Genomic DNA, 18,602 nt, shown 5'->3' on the forward strand with positions numbered 1-18,602 from the left:
GTCTAATAAATGAAGTGCAGCAGGCTTATAAAGTGAATTTGAATGTTCGCTGCCACACTTTCAATAGGGTTGTCTGGAACTATCTGCACGGTAGCGCGAGCGCCACTGGTGAGGTGGCTTAACGATATTTCTTGTTCTTCAAGCTTAATGTGGACACGTTGGCGCTGTGCATCTCGTACCCATCGATTCGACTTTTCAACGCTTGCAAGGGTGCCGTTGGCGGCAAGTTGGCCGTCGCTTACACCAGCTTCAAATTCTTCCACTTTAGCTTCAAATACTTTACCCGGTAGTGCATCAAAAACGACGTTAGCGCGAATGCCTTCTTTTACATTGGCGAGTGATTTCTCTCGAAAATCTGCAACCACATCTAGCGTGTTATCGACAACTGAGGCAAGGGGCGTACTTTGTTTAGCATAAGTGCCTTGAGTTACCTGCATGTTTGCCATTATGCCGTCATGCGGTGCTTTAATTTTGGTATAGGCTAAGTTCAACTCTGCCCGTTTAACCGCATTTACCGCTTCTAGATATTTTAGATTTTTGTCACCTTGCTTACCTCTTGCAACAACTTGCTGGTTTAGATCGGCTTCAAGCGCACTAATTTCGGCTTCAGCGCTTTTAAGTTGCGCGTACGCTTTGTCCACGTTTTGTTGAGATACCGCTCTAGTTTGAACTAAGGAATTAAGTCGTTGAAATTCACTGTTGCGTTCGTCGTAAACCGCCGATGCAGCCTCTATCTTTGCTCTAATCGCTTCCGCTTTCGCATCTATCTGAGCATTCTCTAACTCCACATTTGCCAAATCAATTTGCGCCTTTTCAAGGGCAATTAGGTAAGGTGTCTCATCTATAACAAATAAAACCTGCCCTTCCTTGACGGTTTGGTTATTTTTGACAAGCACCTCGTTTATCGGCCCATTTATCTGAGGAGAGATTTGCGTGACCTGATGATAGACTCTCGCCTGTGGTGTCATTGGCATGCGTATATCTGCAATAATAAAGTAGATAAAACAGATGGCAAAAGCGACTAAAGCCAGCTTTATGTACCTAGCAAATTCCTGATCTGGGGTTCGTTGACTCACTTAAGTGACTCCAATAATTTTGCGGCATTAACTTCAATTTTTTGAACACATTTAGCCATAATGCGTAACTCTTCTTCAGATACTCCTGCGTACACTTCATCTCGCAGCGCCATCAATGTACTTTCGATATCATTCATTCGACCTTTGCCCATATCTGTGAAGTAAAGTAAGCGACTTCGTTTGTCGTTAGTATCTGTAACGCGTTTGATTAACCCGGTAGTTTCGAGCTGTTTAATTGTGCGAGTTAAGCTAGGCATTTCTATTTCCAAGCTTTCAGCCACCATCTGTTGCGTACAGCCCTCACCAAGTAATGACATATGAATCATTACGCGCCATCTTGACTCTGTAAGGTCGAGATGAGCGACCGATTCAGTGACAGTTCTTCTGCACTTTTGCGCAGTGCGGGCAAAAAGCGCAATAAGTTGAAGTGGCATAGGTTCTGAAAATGACATGTAAAAACCGTTAATTTAATTAGCATGCTAACTATTTTATTTGTTTAGCATGCTAAGTAAATGGCATTGAGATGAGAAAGAGATTTTGCAAGTTGAGCGTGAATTGAACGGGGGAAGGCTCTCCATTGAGCAGGAAAATGGGGAAATTTCCTTACGGTGCCCGAAAATCAGGCATACTCTCTCAGTCCTTTTTAAGTTAATGCAGCCTTTGTGGAGTGATTAAAGCGTTAATAACGACTTTAGCTTTTTGAGATATCGACGGCTCACGGGAACTGAATCTCCCGTCTTCATTAGAAGCGTAGCAAGGCCATTATCCAGGAGTTTAATTTCCGCAACGCATGATAACCTCACCAAGTATTGACGGTGACATCGAACAAGCGCGGTTCTCTCTTCTAAGGTTTTCAATGTGAGCTGCGTGTCTGCTTGTTGTTCTAGCGATCTAACATGTACGCCCGCCACATCGCTGTAAGCAAAATGAATATCAGATTCGGGTAGCAGTAATATGCGCTGATGACCTACGCAAGGAATATGTACTAACGTGGGGGAGGCAATAGCGTCAATGTCAGTTTGGGGCTGAGTTCTCTTTTTAAGCCTGGCAACTGTTTTATCAAGCCGCTCTGGTTCCACAGGTTTGAGCAAGTAATCAAACGCGTTATCTTCAAATGCCTGAAGGGCATACTGTTCAAATGCGGTGACCAGCACAACATAAGGCATGGTGTCTAAATCAAGCATAGCCAGCATATCGAGTCCAGAGAGCTGGGGCATTTCTATATCAAGAAATATAACATCCGGACGGTGTTGTTTAATTAATGCCAACCCCTCTATGGCGTTCGCGGCTTCCCCTAAGACATGTACTTCATTGGTTTCGTTGAGTAACTGGCAAAGCTCCTCTCTGGCGAGCGGTTCATCGTCAATAACAAGCGCGCGAAATGCTGAGTTCTTAGTCATTGTTAGCCCTGATGAGAATGATAGTGAGTGTGTGGAATGGAAAAGGACATCCGAGTGAACTGGTTAGTTCGACACTCGATCACCAGGCCTGCTCGTTGACCAAACTGATGAATAAGCCGTTTATCTACAATATCCATCCCTAAACCTGCGTGTTGTTTTTTTGTAGGTTTGTACAAGCCAGCATTATCTTCAACGAGAATGTGAATGTGGTTATCTGTTGTACATCGTACATTCAAAGTTAAATGCCCACCCTCTATTCGTTGGGCGATACCGTGTTTAACCGCGTTCTCAACCAGTGGCTGTAACGTAAAACTTGGTAGAAGCGCTGACATGGCAGCATCGTCACACTTGATGGTAACCTGTAGGCGTTCGGCAAAACGCGCCTTCTCGATTGCCAGATAAGCATTAACGTGGTCAATCTCTTCTTTTAGTGTCACCACCGCGGTGTTTAGCTTTAAGTTTATTCTAAAAAAGCGTGACAAGCTTAGCACGAGCTCTCTGGCCCTTTTGGGATCGCGACGAATAATAGCGCTAATCGTATTGAGCGCGTTAAATAGGAAATGAGGGTTGACCTGTGCATGCAGCAGCTTGATTTCAGACTGTGAGAGCAGATCTTTTTGCTGCTGATACGCGCCGTAAACAATCTGACTTGACAGTAATTGAGCGATACCTTCTGCCATTGACAGGGTAACCGTCGACATAAACTTCCGTTTGGGTTCGTAAAGCTTAATGGTACCTACCACCTCAGAGCCTGAGTGAAGTGGAATAATCAACACTGAACCCAGCGGACAACTTTTGTTTAATGTGCACTGATAAGGGCGCTCAGCGCCATCTAAATGGACTATTTTGTTATTGTTCAGTGACTCCATTGTACTTGATGACGATATGGGGGTGTTTGGTAGGTGATGATCGGCACCCGTTCCGATAAACGCCAGAATCTTTTCTTTATCAGTAATCGCTACCGCACCCACATTCGTTTCTTCATAGATAATACGTGCTACTTTTTCTGCATTAACTGGGGTGAATCCAGATGTGAGCACGCCCACTGAGCGATCTGCTATGGATAGTGCACGTCGTGAAAAAGTGGCAGAGTACTTTTCAAAAATCGTTTTTTTGTCAGATAAGATACTGATAAAAAGTGCGGCCCCCACAGAATTTGCAATGACCATAGGTGCGGCTATAGCGCTGACCAGTGCGTAAGACTTTTCAAAAGGCTCGGCAACGGTAAGCAGTATAGCCATCTGAAACAACTCTGCTATGAAGGTAATGACACCAACTTTCCATGGGTTGAAAAGATCTAGACTTTTGTTCTGGCGAACATAGTAAACGTGCATGAGGCCGCCAATAAGACCTTCCAGCGTGGTGGAAATAGCGCAGGCAACATCAGTAAAACCACCCAATGAATAACGATGGAGGCCGCCGGTCAATCCTACGGCAAACCCAACTACTGGACCGCCTAGTAATCCTCCTATAACTGCCCCAATGGCTCTGGTATTGGCAATGGCGTCGTCTATTTGCAGACCAAAATACGTGCCCAGAATACAAAAGGAAGAAAAAACTACATACACCAAGTAGCGGTGTTTGCGATGAGAAGAAATGCTGAGAATAGGAAGAAAAAGCGGTGTTTTACTCAGCATATATGCGAGCACAAGATACACACACATTTGTTGAAGTAGCGAAAGTATGAGTTCCATGCTTGCCAATATTACCGCCGGTTAAAAATGAGCCTCATTATAACCCATGTCAAAAGTACAAATTAAATAGCCGCCCTATATAAAGGGCGGCTCATCATATTACACGTGTTTAGTGTAGGTAGTTACGCGTCTACCGGTTGGGAGGGCTTTTCAACATTCACAGATGATGGCTCAAGCGGCGCTTCACCTTTCCCCTTGGAAATTCGAATGAGGTAAACCGTGGTTATTAGCGATGCGATAAGCCCGATGGTTGTCGATACATTCATCGCCATACCGAAACCCAAGGTGTCGTTGTTTAGAATAAAGGTAACGCAAACGGCCGTCATAAATATTGCTGGTACCGTAGTTATCCAGTGCAGTTTATTATGTCTTAGTAAGTATGCAGATGCGGTCCACAGCATCATGACGGCTGTTGCTTGGTTGGCAAATCCGAAGTAGCGCCAAATAACGCCGAAATCGACTTGGGTAAGAATACCGCCAAGCACAAACAATGGGGCGGCCATGAACAAGCGGTTACGTATACCTTTTTGTTCAACGTTAAAGTACTCGGCCATGATAAGACGACTTGAGCGAAATGCGGTGTCGCCAGACGTAATAGGAAGAATAACCACGCCAAGAAAAGCCAGTACGCCACCAACAACACCTAAAAGACCGAATGATGAGGCATAGACAACGTTTCCAGGGCCACCATTGGTAATAGCTGCCGATAGTCCTTCTAAATTGTCGAAGTAAGAAAGGGCAATGGCACACCAGATAAGGGCAATCACACCTTCACCTATCATTGCACCAAAAAACACAAAACGTCCGTTCTTCTCGTTCTCCATACAGCGAGCCATAAGCGGGGACTGGGTGGCATGAAATCCAGAGATAGCGCCACAAGCGATAGTGATAAAGAGCGCTGGCCAAAGAGGCATATCGTTAGGATTTAAATTCGTCAGCATATCACTTGCCGTGAATTGGCTAAGTATCGAGTGCTGGTCAGAATAGCTGGCCGCGGCTAATAATCCCACCGACATGAAAATAAGAAGGGCTCCGAAAAACGGATAAAAACGACCAATAATTTTATCTACGGGAACAATGGTAGCCAAAATATAGTAGGCAAAAATAATGGCGACCATAGTGCCAACTTCAACATGCCATGATGTCTGATCATTAACGAGATTTGTGATCATGCCTGCGGGCGCTGAGACAAAAACTACACCTACCAGTAGAAGCAGCACAATAGCGAACAAGTTCATAAAGTGCTTAGCGCCTCGGCCCAAATAACGGCCAGATAAGCTAGGCACAGATTCGCCATTGTTGCGAACTGACAGCATGCCTGAGAAATAGTCGTGAACAGCGCCGGCAAAAATGCACCCTAATACAATCCAAAGCATGGCAGCTGGGCCATACAGTGCACCCATAATAGGACCAAATATAGGGCCTACGCCAGCAATGTTCAGAAGCTGAACGAGATACACCTTCGGTGTAGACATGGGAACAAAGTCTACGCCGTCTTTTTGGCTATGTGCAGGAGTGGGGCGTGCTGGTGTGACGCCAAATACCTTCTCAACAAAGGCGCCATATATAAAGTAGCCAGCAATAAGCGCGGCTACGCAAGTTAGAAACAATATCACAGGGCGTTGTCCTTATTTTTATAAATAGGGTTTATAAAAAGGGTCTGTCACTTGTGTTGTAAACGGTGTGTACAACAATGTTTGAAATAGGTTAACGATGTGAAAGTGTGTATGCATGAAAAAAAGCAGTGAGTGGTCGCATAGCAAATTAAGCGGTAGGGAGTATGTAATTTCGCTCTACTGTTACGTGCAGTAAAATGCTAAAATCCGCGCAATTAATTACCAAGCCGTATCAAGCGTTTTACCGCAATACTGAATTTGCGCGGAAAAGCATTGCTTATCCGTTATGAAACGCGCCTGTAAGTAATTGATTTACAGGGATAATAGATAACGAAGATAAGTATTGATGTCAGATAAGAAGCTTCTAGAAGAGATTAAAAAGCGACGTACGTTCGCAATCATATCGCACCCGGATGCGGGTAAAACCACGATTACCGAAAAAGTATTGTTATTCGGACGCGCCCTGCAAACTGCCGGTACCGTTAAAGGTAAAAAGTCAGGTCAGCATGCTAAATCTGACTGGATGGAAATGGAAAAAGAGCGTGGTATCTCGGTAACCACCTCGGTCATGCAGTTTCCATATAGCGATCACTTAGTAAACCTGCTGGATACTCCGGGGCACGAAGACTTTTCTGAAGATACCTATCGAACACTGACGGCGGTTGACTCATGCCTTATGGTTATCGACGCAGCGAAAGGTGTAGAAGACCGAACCCGTAAACTTATGGAAGTCACCCGTTTGCGCGATACGCCGATTGTGACTTTCATGAACAAGCTTGACCGTGATATTCGCGATCCTATGGAACTGCTCGATGAAGTAGAAACCGAGCTTGATATCCTGTGTGCACCAATTACTTGGCCAATTGGCTGTGGTAAGAGCTTTAAAGGTGTATATCACCTTCACCGCGACGAAACTATTTTGTATCAAAGCGGCCAGGGTCACACTATCCAAGACGTGCGCATCATCAAAGGGTTAGATAACCCTGAGTTAGATACTGCAGTAGGAAGTGACCTCGCTGAAACCTTGCGTGACGAGCTTGAGCTTGTACGCGGTGCATCTAACGAATTTGAACAAGAGCTTTTCTTGGAAGGCCAGTTAACGCCAGTATTTTTCGGTACAGCATTAGGTAACTTCGGTGTTGATCATATGCTTGACGGTTTGGTTGAGTGGGCACCTGCGCCACTTGGACGCGAAACCGAAGAGGGGACTATCGAAAGTACCGACGGTAAGTTCAGTGGCTTCGTATTTAAAATTCAGGCCAACATGGACCCGAAACACCGTGACCGCATCGCGTTTTGTCGTATTGTGTCGGGCAAGTACGAAAAAGGCATGAAAATGCGCAACAGCCGTTTAGGTAAAGATGTGCGTATTTCTGATGCATTAACCTTCTTGGCTGGTGACCGTTCATTGCTAGAAGAAGCCTATGCCGGCGATATCATCGGCTTGCACAACCACGGTACCATTCGCATAGGGGACACCTTCACGTCAGGCGATAACTACCGCTTTACGGGTATTCCAAACTTTGCGCCTGAGCTATTTAAACGCATCCGCTTGAAAGATCCGCTTAAGCAAAAGCAACTGCTGAAAGGGCTGATCCAGCTTTCTGAGGAAGGGGCGGTACAGGTGTTTAGACCGCTTGCCAACAACGATTTGATTGTGGGCGCAGTAGGTGTGCTTCAGTTTGACGTAGTTGTCGCTCGCTTGAAAGCCGAATACAACGTAGACGCGCTTTATGAGCATATTAACGTGAGCACTGCCCGCTGGGTTTACTCTGACAATGAGAAGAAGCTTGATGAATTCCGCCGTAAAGGTGAGCAAAACCTTGCACTAGATGGCGGCGATAACTTGACGTACATCGCACCTACTATGGTGAATTTACAGCTAGCGCAAGAGCGCTACCCTGATATTCAGTTCAAGAACACGCGCGAAAATTAAGCTAATAAAGATTAAACAAAGACACAATATATTATGAATATACATGCACTATTAGTTAACCGTTTCACTGAAGCTCTACAAGAAATGGGCGTAGAAAATGCGCCAGTGCCAGTTTCGCGCAGCGCTCGACCTGAATTTGGTGAATATCAGTTTAACGGCGCGATGGCGCTAGCCAAGCAGCTTAAGCAAAAGCCGCGCGATATTGCAGAGAAAATTGTTGAGACTGTAAAGCTCGACGATATTGCCAGCAAGCTAGATGTGGCGGGCCCTGGTTTTATCAACGTTCATTTAAGTGACGAATGGCTGTCTAATCAGTGTGAGCTGTCGCTAACCGACCCGCGTTTAGGCATTGCGAAGTCAAAAGAACAGAACATTGTTGTTGATTACTCTTCTCCAAACCTAGCCAAAGAGATGCACGTGGGACACCTGCGTACTACCATCATCGGCGACGCTGTGGTTAAAGTACTGGAGTTCTTGGGCCATAACGTTATTCGTCAAAACCACATGGGCGACTGGGGTACTCAGTTCGGCATGTTGCTTGCGCACCTGTCAGACAAGCTTCAAGACGAAGTAGCTGAAACAGCGCTCTCTGATCTTGAAGACTTTTACCGCGAAGCCAAAGTACGCTTTGACGAAGAAGAAGGTTTTGCCGACCGCGCCCGTGAATACGTAGTTAAACTGCAAGGCGGCGACGCTCAGTGTTTGGCGCTGTGGGAAAAGTTCATTGACGTGTCTATCGCTCATTCTGAAGAAGTGTACGACAAACTAAACGTAAGCCTGACCCGTAAAGATATTATGGGTGAATCGGCTTACAACGACGATTTACCCAACGTAATCAGTGACCTTAAAGCGAAAGGCCTTGCAGTAGAAGACCAAGGTGCGCAGGTAGTATTTATACCTGAGCTTGCTGATAAAGAAGGTAACCCTGCGGTTTACATCGTTCAAAAGTCGGGCGGCGGCTATCTTTACGCAACGACAGACCTTGCAGCCATGCGCTATCGCAGCGGCAAGTTGAATGCTGACCGTACGCTGATTCTTACCGATGCTCGCCAAGCACTACACTTCAAGCAAACTGAAATTGTGGGCCGTAAAGCGGGCTTTATGAAAGAAGTACAAACTTACGAGCATTGCCCATTTGGAATGATGCTAGGCAGTGACGGTAAGCCATTTAAAACGCGTACTGGTGGTACGGTTAAACTGGTCGAATTGCTTGATGAAGCCGTTGAGCGTGCGGGTAAGCTTATCGCAGAGCGCGACAACGATTTAAGTGAAGACGAGCTTAAAGAAGTCGCTCACAAGGTGGGTATTGGCGCTGTGAAATACGCTGACCTATCTAAAAACCGCACAACTGATTACATGTTTAATTGGGACTCCATGCTAAGCTTTGAAGGTAACACCGCGCCTTACCTTCAGTACGCCTATACCCGTGTGAAAAGCTTGTTCAGAAAAGCGGGTGTGGATATGGCCACCATGCCAGTAGATATCAATATTGCTGAGAAACAAGAGCACGCGCTAGCTGTATTACTTATGCAGTTTGAAGAGGTGATTGGTACAGTATCTCGTGAAGCCACGCCTCATGTACTGTGTACTTACCTCTATGATGTGGCTTCAGCATTTATGTCATTCTACGAAGCGTGCCCGATGTTAAAAGACGGTATTGAGCCAGCTGTACGCGATAGCCGTTTAGCGTTGTCAGCTCTGGTTGCCAAGACGCTAGAGCAAGGATTAACCCTACTTGGCATCGAAACACTAGAAAAAATGTAGTGTTCGCGGTACAACATACATATTGATAACAAAGAGGCTGACATTGATTGTCAGCCTTTTTTTATGCGAAACATAAGCGTCAACCCTACAACGCTCGTTAGCGCTAATCGTGATCGTTATACCAGTGGGCATAGATTATTGCGTACTCAGCGAGACTTAAAATGTTCGTAATCGCGGCGTGTAACCGCAGGTACAGTGGTATGACATTTCGATTAGAACCGATAGGGCGATAGCTTCCTATAAATCAGACAACTAGAACACTACTTAAATTAACGACAGGAAACTCAAATGACTAAGATCCTTGCATTTGCAGGTAGTACCCGTAAAGGTTCATTCAACCAAGCTATTATGAAAGTTGCCGCAGAGGGCGCACGTGAGGCTGGCGCAGAGGTTACCGTTATAGACCTCGCTGACTTTCAAATGCCGTTGTTTAATGAAGATGAGGAAGCCGAGTTTGGTATGCCTGAAAAAGCACAGGCGTTCAAAGAATTGCTAATGAGCCATGATGGTTTTCTTATTGCTTCACCAGAATACAACTCAAGCTATCCCGCACTGCTAAAGAATGCCATCGACTGGGCATCGCGCATGGGAGAAGGCGAAAAGCCATTACAAGCATATCGCGGTAAGGTGGCTGGAATTATGGCAGCGTCTGCTGGTGGGCTAGGCGGCATGCGCGTGCTGGTGGTACTGAGAATGTTACTTGAAAATCTAGGTACTATGGTGCTGCCGAACCAAAAGGCTATTGCGAAGGTAAATACGCTTATGGAAGATGGCGCAATTACGGATGAAAAGACGATTAAGCAGCTTAAAAATTTGGGTAAAGAAACTGCCGAGCTTGCCGCCAAAGTAAAATAGCTGAAAGTAGGTAATCAAATTTGAAGCCTACTAAATAAAGACTGGCCACCTTGTAATTGCAGTATCTACACGTGGCTAGTCTTCGGTGAATGTTCGAGGTTTTAGTTTTGTGCACGGTTAGTTGAGAGTGCTTAAATTCAACTTTTAGCGTGTTACTATAAAACAAATCATTACTGCAAAATCTTCTACAGACGCACATATCTCCAAAAATAAAATATCCATGAAACTTACTCAAGAAATAATAAATCAAGCAATGCAGGCGTTCGGTGCCGGTGAATTTAGCCGAGTCATATCGACGCTTTCTCCTGTCTATGAGCAGCATCCAATGGCAAAAATGGTATATGCTACGGCACTAGGAAAGGTTGCTGAATTTACTACGTCGTTTGAAATATTTGAAAGCCTTCAGTCTGATTATCCTCAAAATACTGATGTGGCGTATAATTATGGGCTATTGCTAAAAGAAGCTGAGCGGTTTGATGACGCACAAAAGCAGCTTTCAAAAGCGATAGCAATTAACCCAAACTACCACGTTGCTTTTCATGCACTTGGAAATTTAATGTCTGAGCTTGGCCGAAATGAAGAAGCACAGTTAGCATATGAAAAAGCGATAGCAAAAAATCCTAAAAATATTCAGTACGGACAAAGCCTGAGTAAGTGTCTTTATCAGCAGGAAAAATGGTCTCAGTTGGTCGCGCATATTAAAAGAGAGGATCTTCATCTAAGCGATAAACTTAGCGCTGAACTGTATACAGAAGCATGTTACAGAATTCATTCGAGAGGAGAATTAGCTAAGCAGAGTAATATGCTAAGTTCAACGTACTCAGATTCTTATTCGATCCACTATTTTTTGGCGTTGTCAGCATTGGAGTCGAAGCGTTACGTTCATGCAAAGCGTCATCTTGAAAAATCACTTTCCCTCGCTGATTCATCGGATAAAGAAGAGTTACTGACGTATTTAGACTATGTTTCTTGGCTACTCAATGCCACTAAAGACAACCTTGATGTCCTCAATAGAAAGTTTGAAAACACCGATAACATTCAGTTACTAGAGCTGGCCTTTAACATTAACGAAAACAGGCGTGAGCTAGCTGAAGCTGAGAAGTTTCTTGGCAAAATTCAATTAATTCAAGCTGAAGGCGACAAGGAGCAACACGAGTTAAAACGTTCGCTGTTGGCTTTCGCAAAAGGAGAGTTTGAAGAGGGGCTGCGAATTAACGAGCACTTCTTAGTAAAACAACCCAAAAGCCTTCCTCATCTTTACCAGAAGATTAGAACCCTTGAAAAGCTTAAGCGTTTTAGCGATGCCGAAGAGGTCATCAGGTTTATCGCACATAACGTGAATAACCTTCATTCCAGTAAATTCGCAGATTTGTTCTCTGGCGTCATGCTCAATGGTTTTGATGTATCACCTTCTCCTATCGTTAACACGTCAAGTAACAGCACAAACATTCTCTTTATTGTTGGATTTCCTCGTTCGGGAACGACATTGATAGAAAGTTTGTTACTTAAAAATGCGAATGTTGAGTTATTAGAAGAAACAGATGCTGTCGAAACCTTTTATAACCAGATGGTTGAACGCGAGATTGTTGACCCTGAGACGGGTGATATAAAGCGTACAAACCAAAGTGAACTAGACGCTTTGGCAAATGACTATCTTGAGCATTTAACGGCTTATTCTCCTAGTGTTGACAGCAATAAACTCATCGTAGATAAGATGCCGCTTAACTTCCCTTATTTACCTGCAATGTTGACCTTATTTCCTAACGCAAAAGTACTTTGTTGCCTACGTAACCCGAAGGCAGTTGCGTTGAGTTGTTTACAGTTCGAGGAAATAAACTTGTACACCGTTGAGCAATTCGCTGAGGCTTATAATAAAGTCTTCACGTGCTGGGAAAAAATGGAACCAATTTTAAGGGACAGAGCAATAAGCATTAAATATGAAGATGTTGTTGCTGACCCTGAATCATCTATAGCGTCCATATATCAGTTTTCAGGGCTGACAGAAGGGGAGACTAAGACCTTAGAAAGTAATAGTTCGCCTTTGTTCCAAACACCGAGCTACTATCAAGTTAGTCAACCAGTGTATAAGTCTTCAATGCAAAAGTATGAGAACTATCCAACGCTTTTCTCTGAATGTCCCCCTCTTTTAGATGAATGGGAGCAAAAGTGGGGATATTAAGAAAGTAAGTATGAATGGGTGTTAGCGAAGGTAATGGGCGCTGGCTATATCGAACGGCTCAATGTTTTCTTTCCACCCAATTACAGTTACCAGTTAATAGGACAGTTTATACATTCGTCCATGAAAGTGCCCTGAAATGTTGCGTAGTGGATGCGCGTGCCGGTTAGGTTTGCTCGATACAAACTTGCATCGTTCAGTTTTGCTTCCTGAATATTGGCGTTAATCAGTGAAGCACCTTCAAAGTTTGCTTTGTTCATCCAAACCCGCTCTAAGCGTGCGGCACGTAAGTTGGTGTTTACCATTGTCGCACCTGATAAACGCGCTTGGTCCAGGTTAGCACCTGAAAAGTTGGAGTTAGTGAAATCAACCCCTTGACCGAAAAGCGCCCAGCCATCTACGCCTTCTAAGTTAGCGTTGCGAACTTTTGAGCTGCGTAAATCTGCGTGTTTTAAGTTGGCGGTAGCTAAATCAGCGTGATCTAGGTTACTTTTCTTAAACGTCGCATAGCTTAAGTTGGCGTGCCTTAAATCTGTTTTGTTGAACTTAACGTTGGTGAATACTGCCCCGTGCAAATTTGCATGGCTCAAATCAGCACCGCTTAAGTCTGTATCGCTACACACTGTCTTTGGTTTTATTTCACATCCGTTAATAATTTTCACGTCATCTTCGAAATCGGGAATGGCACTGGCAGTTGCTGAATATAGGACAACTAATAATATGGGGAGTTGTTTGGTTGCTTGAAAACGTAAGCGCATGAGAGCTCCTTAATGCCGAGAGGCGTTTTCACCGCCTCTCGGTTTGGTTTGTTGCAAAGATAAAGCTATTGTTTAGCGACGTTTTGCTTTTTATTGTGATTAGGAAGTTTAAATACCCAGAACGAACCACCTTGCGCGACAGGTTTGGTGAGTTCGGCCATATCTCCACCCCATAGAGGTACTGCACCACCATACCCTGACGCTAAGCCAATGTATTGCTCACCATCTTCTTCCCAGGTTATAGGGCATGAAATGATGCCCGAGCCCGTTTGGAACTTCCAAAGTTCTTCACCGGTTTCTTCGTCGAAAGCTTTGACATAGCCATCGCCCGTTCCGGTAATAATGAGTCCGCCTTTCGTCGCCAGTACCCCAGCCCACATAGGAAGTTTCTCTTTGTGTGTCCATTTAATTTCACCTGAAATGGGGTCTACGGCACGAAGTACGCCCACGTGGTCGTCATACATGCGCTTAATTCTAAAACCCTGTCCTAGGTAAGCGGCACCTTTTTTATAGGTCACTTCTTCCGTCCAGTAGTCTTCTTTCCAGTGGTTTGCGCCCATATAGAACCAGCCGGTATTCTGGCTGTAGGCCATCGGGTTCCAGTTCTTTCCGCCCAAGAATGGAGGCGATACCTCTATTGACTTTCCTCGTTTTTCACCCGGCTCAGGCAGTGGCGGGCGCTGTCCGTCTACTTCAACTGGGCGACCCGTGTCAGGGTCAATGTGTGTGGCCCACGTAATGTTATCTACAAAGGGAAATCCTCTGATGAATTCACCGTTTTGTCTGTTAACTACATAGAAAAAGCCATTTCTGTCTGCATGAGCCGTCGCTTTTATGAGCTTTCCATTATCGTAATAGTCGAATAGAACAAGTTCATTGTTGCCAGAGAAATCCCATGCGTCGTTAGGTGTATGTTGATAGAACCATTTAACCTCACCAGTGGTTGCATCTACACCCACTTGTCCGGAAGTATAAAGGTTATCCCAATCTCGCGGATCTCCACCTTTGGCGGTGCGTTTCCATGTATTCCAAGGAGCGGGGTTACCTGCACCTATGATGATAGTGTTAGTTTCAACATCGAAGCTTGCACTCTGCCATGGTGCGCCACCACCGTGGTGCCAAGCCTCAACCATTTCGCCGTTTTCATCCTTTGGCCACGTTGTCACTTCGTATGAACCACCCGTGGGTGTGCTGTCTTTTCCATTTAATCTGCCCATGTGCCCTTCAACAAATGGACGCATCCAAATCTCTTCACCGGTTTCAGGATCGCGTGCAAACAGTTTTCCTACAACACCAAACTCATCACCTGATGAACCGTGAATAAGCATGACCTTTCCTGACTTTTGGTCTTTAACAATCGTAGGTGCCCCCGTCATGGTGTAGCCTGCACGATAGTCTTCAAAGCGCTTCTTCCATTTTACTTTGCCCGTTAGCCGGTCAAGGGCAACAACGCCAGCATCCAGCGTACCGAAAAAGACTAAGTCACCATAAATTGCTGCGCCGCGATTTACCACGTCACAACACGGTCGAATCCCTTCTGGAAGGCGGTGGGCGTAGTCCCACAACTTCTTACCTGTTTTTGCCTCATAGGCGTAGATACGGGAGTAGCTACCGGTTACATAGACAATACCGTCGTACACGATTGCTTGGGACTCTTGACCCCGTTGCTTTTCATCACCAAAACTCATCACCCAAGCCGGAGATAGCATGTGTACATTTTCTTTGTTGATTTGATCAAGTCCGCTGTAACGCTGAGCTTCTGGACCCATACCATACATCAGCACGTTCTCAGGCGTCTTGGCATCATTTTCAATGTCTGCCCATGTCACGCCATCGTCCGCATATAAATGTGAACTCGTACCTAAACCAATAATTACGCTTAAGGCCAATGAAGCCTTTGAATAGAACTTAGCCATAGTTTTATTTCCACTGTTACCTTGATGTTGTGTTAACAGTATGTAACTAAGTAGAGTCCCTGATAAACGGATTCCGTCCTTCAAAATACGGGAAAAATTCCCTTAGATTGAAGTGTAATGAAAACGCTAATATATTGATTTACATGAGGTATCTTTATCATGAGACAAAGTTAGTACCAAAGGGGTATAAAAAAGATACGAAAGTACAGGGAAGTTTTCCCGACCTTGTTTAGTGGCGCTTGTTTAGCTGGCAATTTTGATATAACCCTGCTTTATGGCAAGGTGAACAAACTCGGCATTTGTCTGTAGCTCAAGTTTTCGCTTGAGCTGGGTGATAACGTTTGAGACCGTCTTTTCAGAAATGTTGAGGCTTTCAGCGACCTGTTTTCGGCAAAGCCCGTTCGCTATACCAAGGAATATATCCAACTCTCTTTGTGTCAGATCTGTTAAGTTGCCTCCGGAATGTGACAGGTTGAATGTAGCGAGCTCAATGGCAGTATTGTGTTCTAAATAACGGCGGCCTTTAATGATAGATGTCACCGCGCTTATCAGTACATCAGGTTCACTTTGTTTACTAACATACCCCATTGCCCCTAGTTTCATAGCTCTATCGATGATGGAAATATCATCGAACATGCTGAACATAAGTACTTTTGCGTGCTCCCAGCGCTGAACAATATATTCCGCTAGCGTGAGTCCGCTAGTGGCTCCTAAATTAATGTCTAAAATAATGAGGTCGAAGTGGTTCGCACGAAGTGCATTTGTGGCTTGCTGCGCATTTTTTGCATTGGTGACGACAGCGCCTTCGAGTACCGAAGATAACAGCGTAGAAAAGCCTTCTCTCACTATTGCGTGATCATCAACAAGTAAAATTTTCATAGCTGCGCTTTATTCATATCACCATAGAATGAGCATGCCACGGTAGGCGTGTGAGACGAATAGCACTTTAGTGCTCATTCATCTCACACTTTAGTAGGATATAAGTTAATTCAAACCGCGCTGTGTTTCTAAGTAGCTGGCAAAGCTGCCAAGCCAATGGCTGCCCATATAGTGCATGTCACCAAACACCGCGTTGAGCCCGGCCTCACGATGTGAACTTAATGCTTTCTTAAGCACAGGTAAGCGTTTGTCACCTTCAGGCAAAGCTTGCATTATGCCTTCTATCATCCACGCTCGGCTGATGTTCAGCCCGTCTAGGTGAGCGAGTTTACCATCCGTCTTGTCAGTCACTGTAGCGGGAGCTAGCCAATTTGATGTTCTAGCTGTGAGGCTTGGAAAGAACGCTGAAAGCCATTGGCTATAGTCCTTTTTAGACATTACTCTTCGCATTAAATCAGCTTCGGCCAAACACGGTGATAAGAAATCTTGTCCCGAAGGCTCGTAGGCAAGAGGGCACTGTGTATCGTCTTGATAGTAGTCTTGCACCCTGGACGTTAACAGCGCTTCAAACTCCTTATTACCTGCTGTTTTCGCCCAATCCAACATTAAGCCAAAAGCAAAGGCGGTTTGGCTATGCTCACCCGTTCGGATTGGGTAAGCTAATTTGGGTAACCATGCGCTTACTCTGGCTACAATTTCGTCCTCGAGAGGACGTAAAGTATTTAGCCATTTTGTTGCTTCAGGAAGGGAAGATTGACGTAGTTCAGCGGTTAGCTGCAGGAACCAAGCAAGACCATAGGGGCGTTCAAATGAGGCATTGTTTTCACGCTTAAGGCTCGTCAATTCACCTTGGATATTTTTAGGCGTAAAGCTGATGTTGAGCTTTTCAATGATCTCATCCTTATCCACTGCATCTTGCGCAGTGTTTAGCATTCTTACTAAAAGCCAATGGCCATGAACCGACGAGTGCCAGTCTAAACAACCATAAAATGAAGGGTAGAGTTGATTGGGTGCCTTAACGTCATCGCCGTTATTCATCATGTGTTTCACTACATTTGGAAACTCTTGATGAATACAATGAAGCGCGAGGTTAGCAAAAACGCTTTCGTAATTGTTGTTAGGAATGTCAGTGTTGGCGGTCGCGTCTGCGGCTCGGTTAATACTAGTGTTGCTTGTGTTCGCAGTTTCAACAGTCGACGTACTGGTAGCAAAGGCAGTGTGTGCAGCAAACGCTGTGGCAAATGCAACTGTACAGCTAACAACGTTTTTTATTTTGATCATAATTTTGCGCGCTTTATCAATGAGAAGTATATCGCCAATGTATAGAGATAAACGCTTTGAATAAAGTGCTGCGCGATACATAACGCCCCAGCACTTTAAACAGCAGAAACAGGCTATTTAAACAGGGGCTCCGATGGCCTCTAGTTTGGTGGTGTATTCAGCGAATGAGCCAATGGTCTTTTCTACCCAACCAGCATTATAGTAAGTTTCACCATACCGCTCTCCGCTGTCGCACATAAGCGTTACGATCGATCCCACTTTTCCTCGCTGCTTCATTTGTTCAGCAGTACTTAATGCGCCCCATAGGTTAGTGCCAGTAGACGGGCCGGCTTTAATTCCCATGGTGTTGTTTAACCAATGCATGGTTGCAATACTGGCGGCATCGGGAACGGTAATCATGTCATCTATAACGTCATGTTGAAAAGAGGCTTCCACTTTAGGGCGTCCTATCCCTTCTATGCGGCTTCCACGGGTAGCAGTAAGTGTACGATCGTTGTTTTTGAAGCTATCAAAAAACACACTGAATTCTGGATCTACCACGACAAGCTGAGAAGAGAGACCTTTGTAGCGAATGTAGCGCCCAATGGTGGCTGATGTTCCACCTGTACCTGCACTCATAACCACGGTGTGTGGAATAGGGTGGGGCTCGGCTTTCATTTGCTCAAAGATACTCTCAGCAATATTGTTATTGCCTCGCCAGTCTGTAGCGCGCTCTGCGAAAAGGAACTGATCCATAAAATAACCATTAAGCTCGTGAGCTACTTTGGTTGCTTCGCTGTGCATTTGCGTAGGGCAATCTACAAAGTGACACTGCCCGCCATATCGCTCAATAAGCGCGATTTTACTTTGGGCGGTAGATTTAGGCATAACCGCAACAAACGGAACGCCAATCATTTTAGCAAAATAAGCTTCAGACACCGCTGTGCTGCCTGACGAGGCTTCAACCACAGTAGTTCCTTCTACAATTTTTCCATTACAAAGGGCGTACAGAAAAAGGGACCGGGCTAGACGGTGCTTTAGGCTGCCTGTTGGATGGGTGCTTTCATCTTTAAGGTAGATATCAATATCTCTAAAAGCGATCTGCTCTAATTTGATTAAGTGCGTATCAGCCGAACGTTGATAATCTGCATTGATAATATTGATCGCTTTTGAAACCCAGCTTTTCATAACTTTCTCTCATTCACCCAAAATGTGAAACGTTAAGCGTAGTTCGCTTGACGCTAGCTGTATAAAACAAAATTAGAATATCAG

At 44.8% G+C, this 18,602-nt stretch carries 14 protein-coding genes; 4 read left to right on the top strand and 10 right to left on the bottom strand.

Translation table 11 applies throughout. The features are described from left to right. Nucleotides 1-2: 2 nt before the first annotated feature. The 5 genes from QME20_RS07790 to QME20_RS07810 form a co-directional block, all read right to left on the bottom strand. The gene (locus QME20_RS07790; RefSeq protein WP_101563754.1) at nucleotides 3-1,076 is read right to left on the bottom strand and encodes an HlyD family secretion protein; all 1,074 of its coding nucleotides are present in this window, start codon (nucleotides 1,074-1,076) and stop codon (nucleotides 3-5) included. Next, nucleotides 1,073-1,528 (bottom strand): MarR family transcriptional regulator, encoded by a 456-nt coding sequence (locus QME20_RS07795; RefSeq protein ID WP_014948722.1) that lies wholly within the window; start codon nucleotides 1,526-1,528, stop codon nucleotides 1,073-1,075. Before QME20_RS07795 ends, QME20_RS07790 begins: the two co-directional genes overlap by 4 nt. A 219-nt stretch (nucleotides 1,529-1,747) precedes the next feature. Further along, entirely contained in the window at nucleotides 1,748-2,476 is a 729-nt protein-coding gene (gene btsR, locus QME20_RS07800; RefSeq protein WP_156086087.1) for a two-component system response regulator BtsR, read from the bottom strand. 2 nt (nucleotides 2,477-2,478) lie between these two features. Next, nucleotides 2,479-4,170: a sensor histidine kinase gene (locus QME20_RS07805; protein ID WP_156086088.1), complete on the bottom strand. Its 1,692-nt coding sequence runs from the start codon at nucleotides 4,168-4,170 to the stop codon at nucleotides 2,479-2,481. Nucleotides 4,171-4,292: 122 nt separating this feature from the next. Beyond that, the gene (locus QME20_RS07810; protein ID WP_168463373.1) at nucleotides 4,293-5,786 is read right to left on the bottom strand and encodes a carbon starvation protein A; all 1,494 of its coding nucleotides are present in this window, start codon (nucleotides 5,784-5,786) and stop codon (nucleotides 4,293-4,295) included. Between the two features lie 346 nt (nucleotides 5,787-6,132). Here QME20_RS07810 and prfC point away from each other — a divergent pair, with 346 nt between their 5' ends. The 4 genes from prfC (at nucleotide 6,133) to QME20_RS07830 (ending at nucleotide 12,520) form a co-directional block, all read left to right on the top strand. After that, on the top strand, nucleotides 6,133-7,722 hold the full coding sequence (prfC, locus tag QME20_RS07815) for a peptide chain release factor 3 (protein WP_014948726.1): 1,590 nt from the start codon (nucleotides 6,133-6,135) through the stop codon (nucleotides 7,720-7,722). Between the two features lie 33 nt (nucleotides 7,723-7,755). Next, nucleotides 7,756-9,486 (top strand): arginine--tRNA ligase, encoded by a 1,731-nt coding sequence (gene argS / locus QME20_RS07820; protein WP_281715730.1) that lies wholly within the window; start codon nucleotides 7,756-7,758, stop codon nucleotides 9,484-9,486. Between the two features lie 288 nt (nucleotides 9,487-9,774). Then, on the top strand, nucleotides 9,775-10,341 hold the full coding sequence (locus QME20_RS07825; protein WP_014975958.1) for an NAD(P)H-dependent oxidoreductase: 567 nt from the start codon (nucleotides 9,775-9,777) through the stop codon (nucleotides 10,339-10,341). A gap of 220 nt (nucleotides 10,342-10,561) precedes the next feature. Next, nucleotides 10,562-12,520: a tetratricopeptide repeat-containing sulfotransferase family protein gene (locus tag QME20_RS07830; RefSeq protein WP_281715731.1), complete on the top strand. Its 1,959-nt coding sequence runs from the start codon at nucleotides 10,562-10,564 to the stop codon at nucleotides 12,518-12,520. 86 nt (nucleotides 12,521-12,606) lie between these two features. On the opposite strand, the gene QME20_RS07835 is transcribed toward QME20_RS07830, so the two are convergent. From QME20_RS07835 to QME20_RS07855, 5 genes are all read right to left on the bottom strand, one after another. Next, nucleotides 12,607-13,275 carry a pentapeptide repeat-containing protein gene (locus tag QME20_RS07835; protein WP_014948730.1) on the bottom strand — a complete coding sequence of 223 codons (669 nt, stop codon included), beginning with the start codon at nucleotides 13,273-13,275 and terminating at the stop codon, nucleotides 12,607-12,609. Nucleotides 13,276-13,340: 65 nt separating this feature from the next. Further along, entirely contained in the window at nucleotides 13,341-15,191 is a 1,851-nt protein-coding gene (locus QME20_RS07840; RefSeq protein ID WP_014948731.1) for a methanol/ethanol family PQQ-dependent dehydrogenase, read from the bottom strand. Between the two features lie 243 nt (nucleotides 15,192-15,434). Beyond that, nucleotides 15,435-16,070 carry a response regulator transcription factor gene (locus tag QME20_RS07845; RefSeq protein WP_049585783.1) on the bottom strand — a complete coding sequence of 212 codons (636 nt, stop codon included), beginning with the start codon at nucleotides 16,068-16,070 and terminating at the stop codon, nucleotides 15,435-15,437. A 105-nt stretch (nucleotides 16,071-16,175) separates the two neighbouring features. After that, nucleotides 16,176-17,432 carry a DUF2891 domain-containing protein gene (locus QME20_RS07850; protein WP_168463369.1) on the bottom strand — a complete coding sequence of 419 codons (1,257 nt, stop codon included), beginning with the start codon at nucleotides 17,430-17,432 and terminating at the stop codon, nucleotides 16,176-16,178. A 36-nt stretch (nucleotides 17,433-17,468) separates the two neighbouring features. After that, nucleotides 17,469-18,518, bottom strand: a complete 1,050-nt coding sequence (locus QME20_RS07855; RefSeq protein ID WP_168463368.1) for a PLP-dependent cysteine synthase family protein — start codon at nucleotides 18,516-18,518, stop codon at nucleotides 17,469-17,471. Nucleotides 18,519-18,602: the final 84 nt, after the last annotated feature.

The organism is Alteromonas sp. CyTr2, from assembly GCF_947311905.1.
Taxonomy (GTDB): domain Bacteria; phylum Pseudomonadota; class Gammaproteobacteria; order Enterobacterales; family Alteromonadaceae; genus Alteromonas; species Alteromonas macleodii.

Bases quoted from the DNA above. Each gene is read 5' to 3' on its own strand.
- QME20_RS07795 (WP_014948722.1), bottom strand. From the start codon at position 1,528: ATGTCATTTTCAGAACCTATGCCACTTCAACTTATTGCGCTTTTTGCC.
- btsR (WP_156086087.1), bottom strand. From the start codon at position 2,476: ATGACTAAGAACTCAGCATTTCGCGCGCTTGTTATTGACGATGAACCG.
- QME20_RS07805 (WP_156086088.1), bottom strand. From the start codon at position 4,170: ATGGAACTCATACTTTCGCTACTTCAACAAATGTGTGTGTATCTTGTG.
- prfC (WP_014948726.1), top strand. From the start codon at position 6,133: ATGTCAGATAAGAAGCTTCTAGAAGAGATTAAAAAGCGACGTACGTTC.
- argS (WP_281715730.1), top strand. From the start codon at position 7,756: ATGAATATACATGCACTATTAGTTAACCGTTTCACTGAAGCTCTACAA.
- QME20_RS07825 (WP_014975958.1), top strand. From the start codon at position 9,775: ATGACTAAGATCCTTGCATTTGCAGGTAGTACCCGTAAAGGTTCATTC.
- QME20_RS07830 (WP_281715731.1), top strand. From the start codon at position 10,562: ATGAAACTTACTCAAGAAATAATAAATCAAGCAATGCAGGCGTTCGGT.
- QME20_RS07835 (WP_014948730.1), bottom strand. From the start codon at position 13,275: ATGCGCTTACGTTTTCAAGCAACCAAACAACTCCCCATATTATTAGTT.
- QME20_RS07840 (WP_014948731.1), bottom strand. From the start codon at position 15,191: ATGGCTAAGTTCTATTCAAAGGCTTCATTGGCCTTAAGCGTAATTATT.
- QME20_RS07845 (WP_049585783.1), bottom strand. From the start codon at position 16,070: ATGAAAATTTTACTTGTTGATGATCACGCAATAGTGAGAGAAGGCTTT.
- QME20_RS07850 (WP_168463369.1), bottom strand. From the start codon at position 17,432: ATGTATCGCGCAGCACTTTATTCAAAGCGTTTATCTCTATACATTGGC.
- QME20_RS07855 (WP_168463368.1), bottom strand. From the start codon at position 18,518: ATGAAAAGCTGGGTTTCAAAAGCGATCAATATTATCAATGCAGATTAT.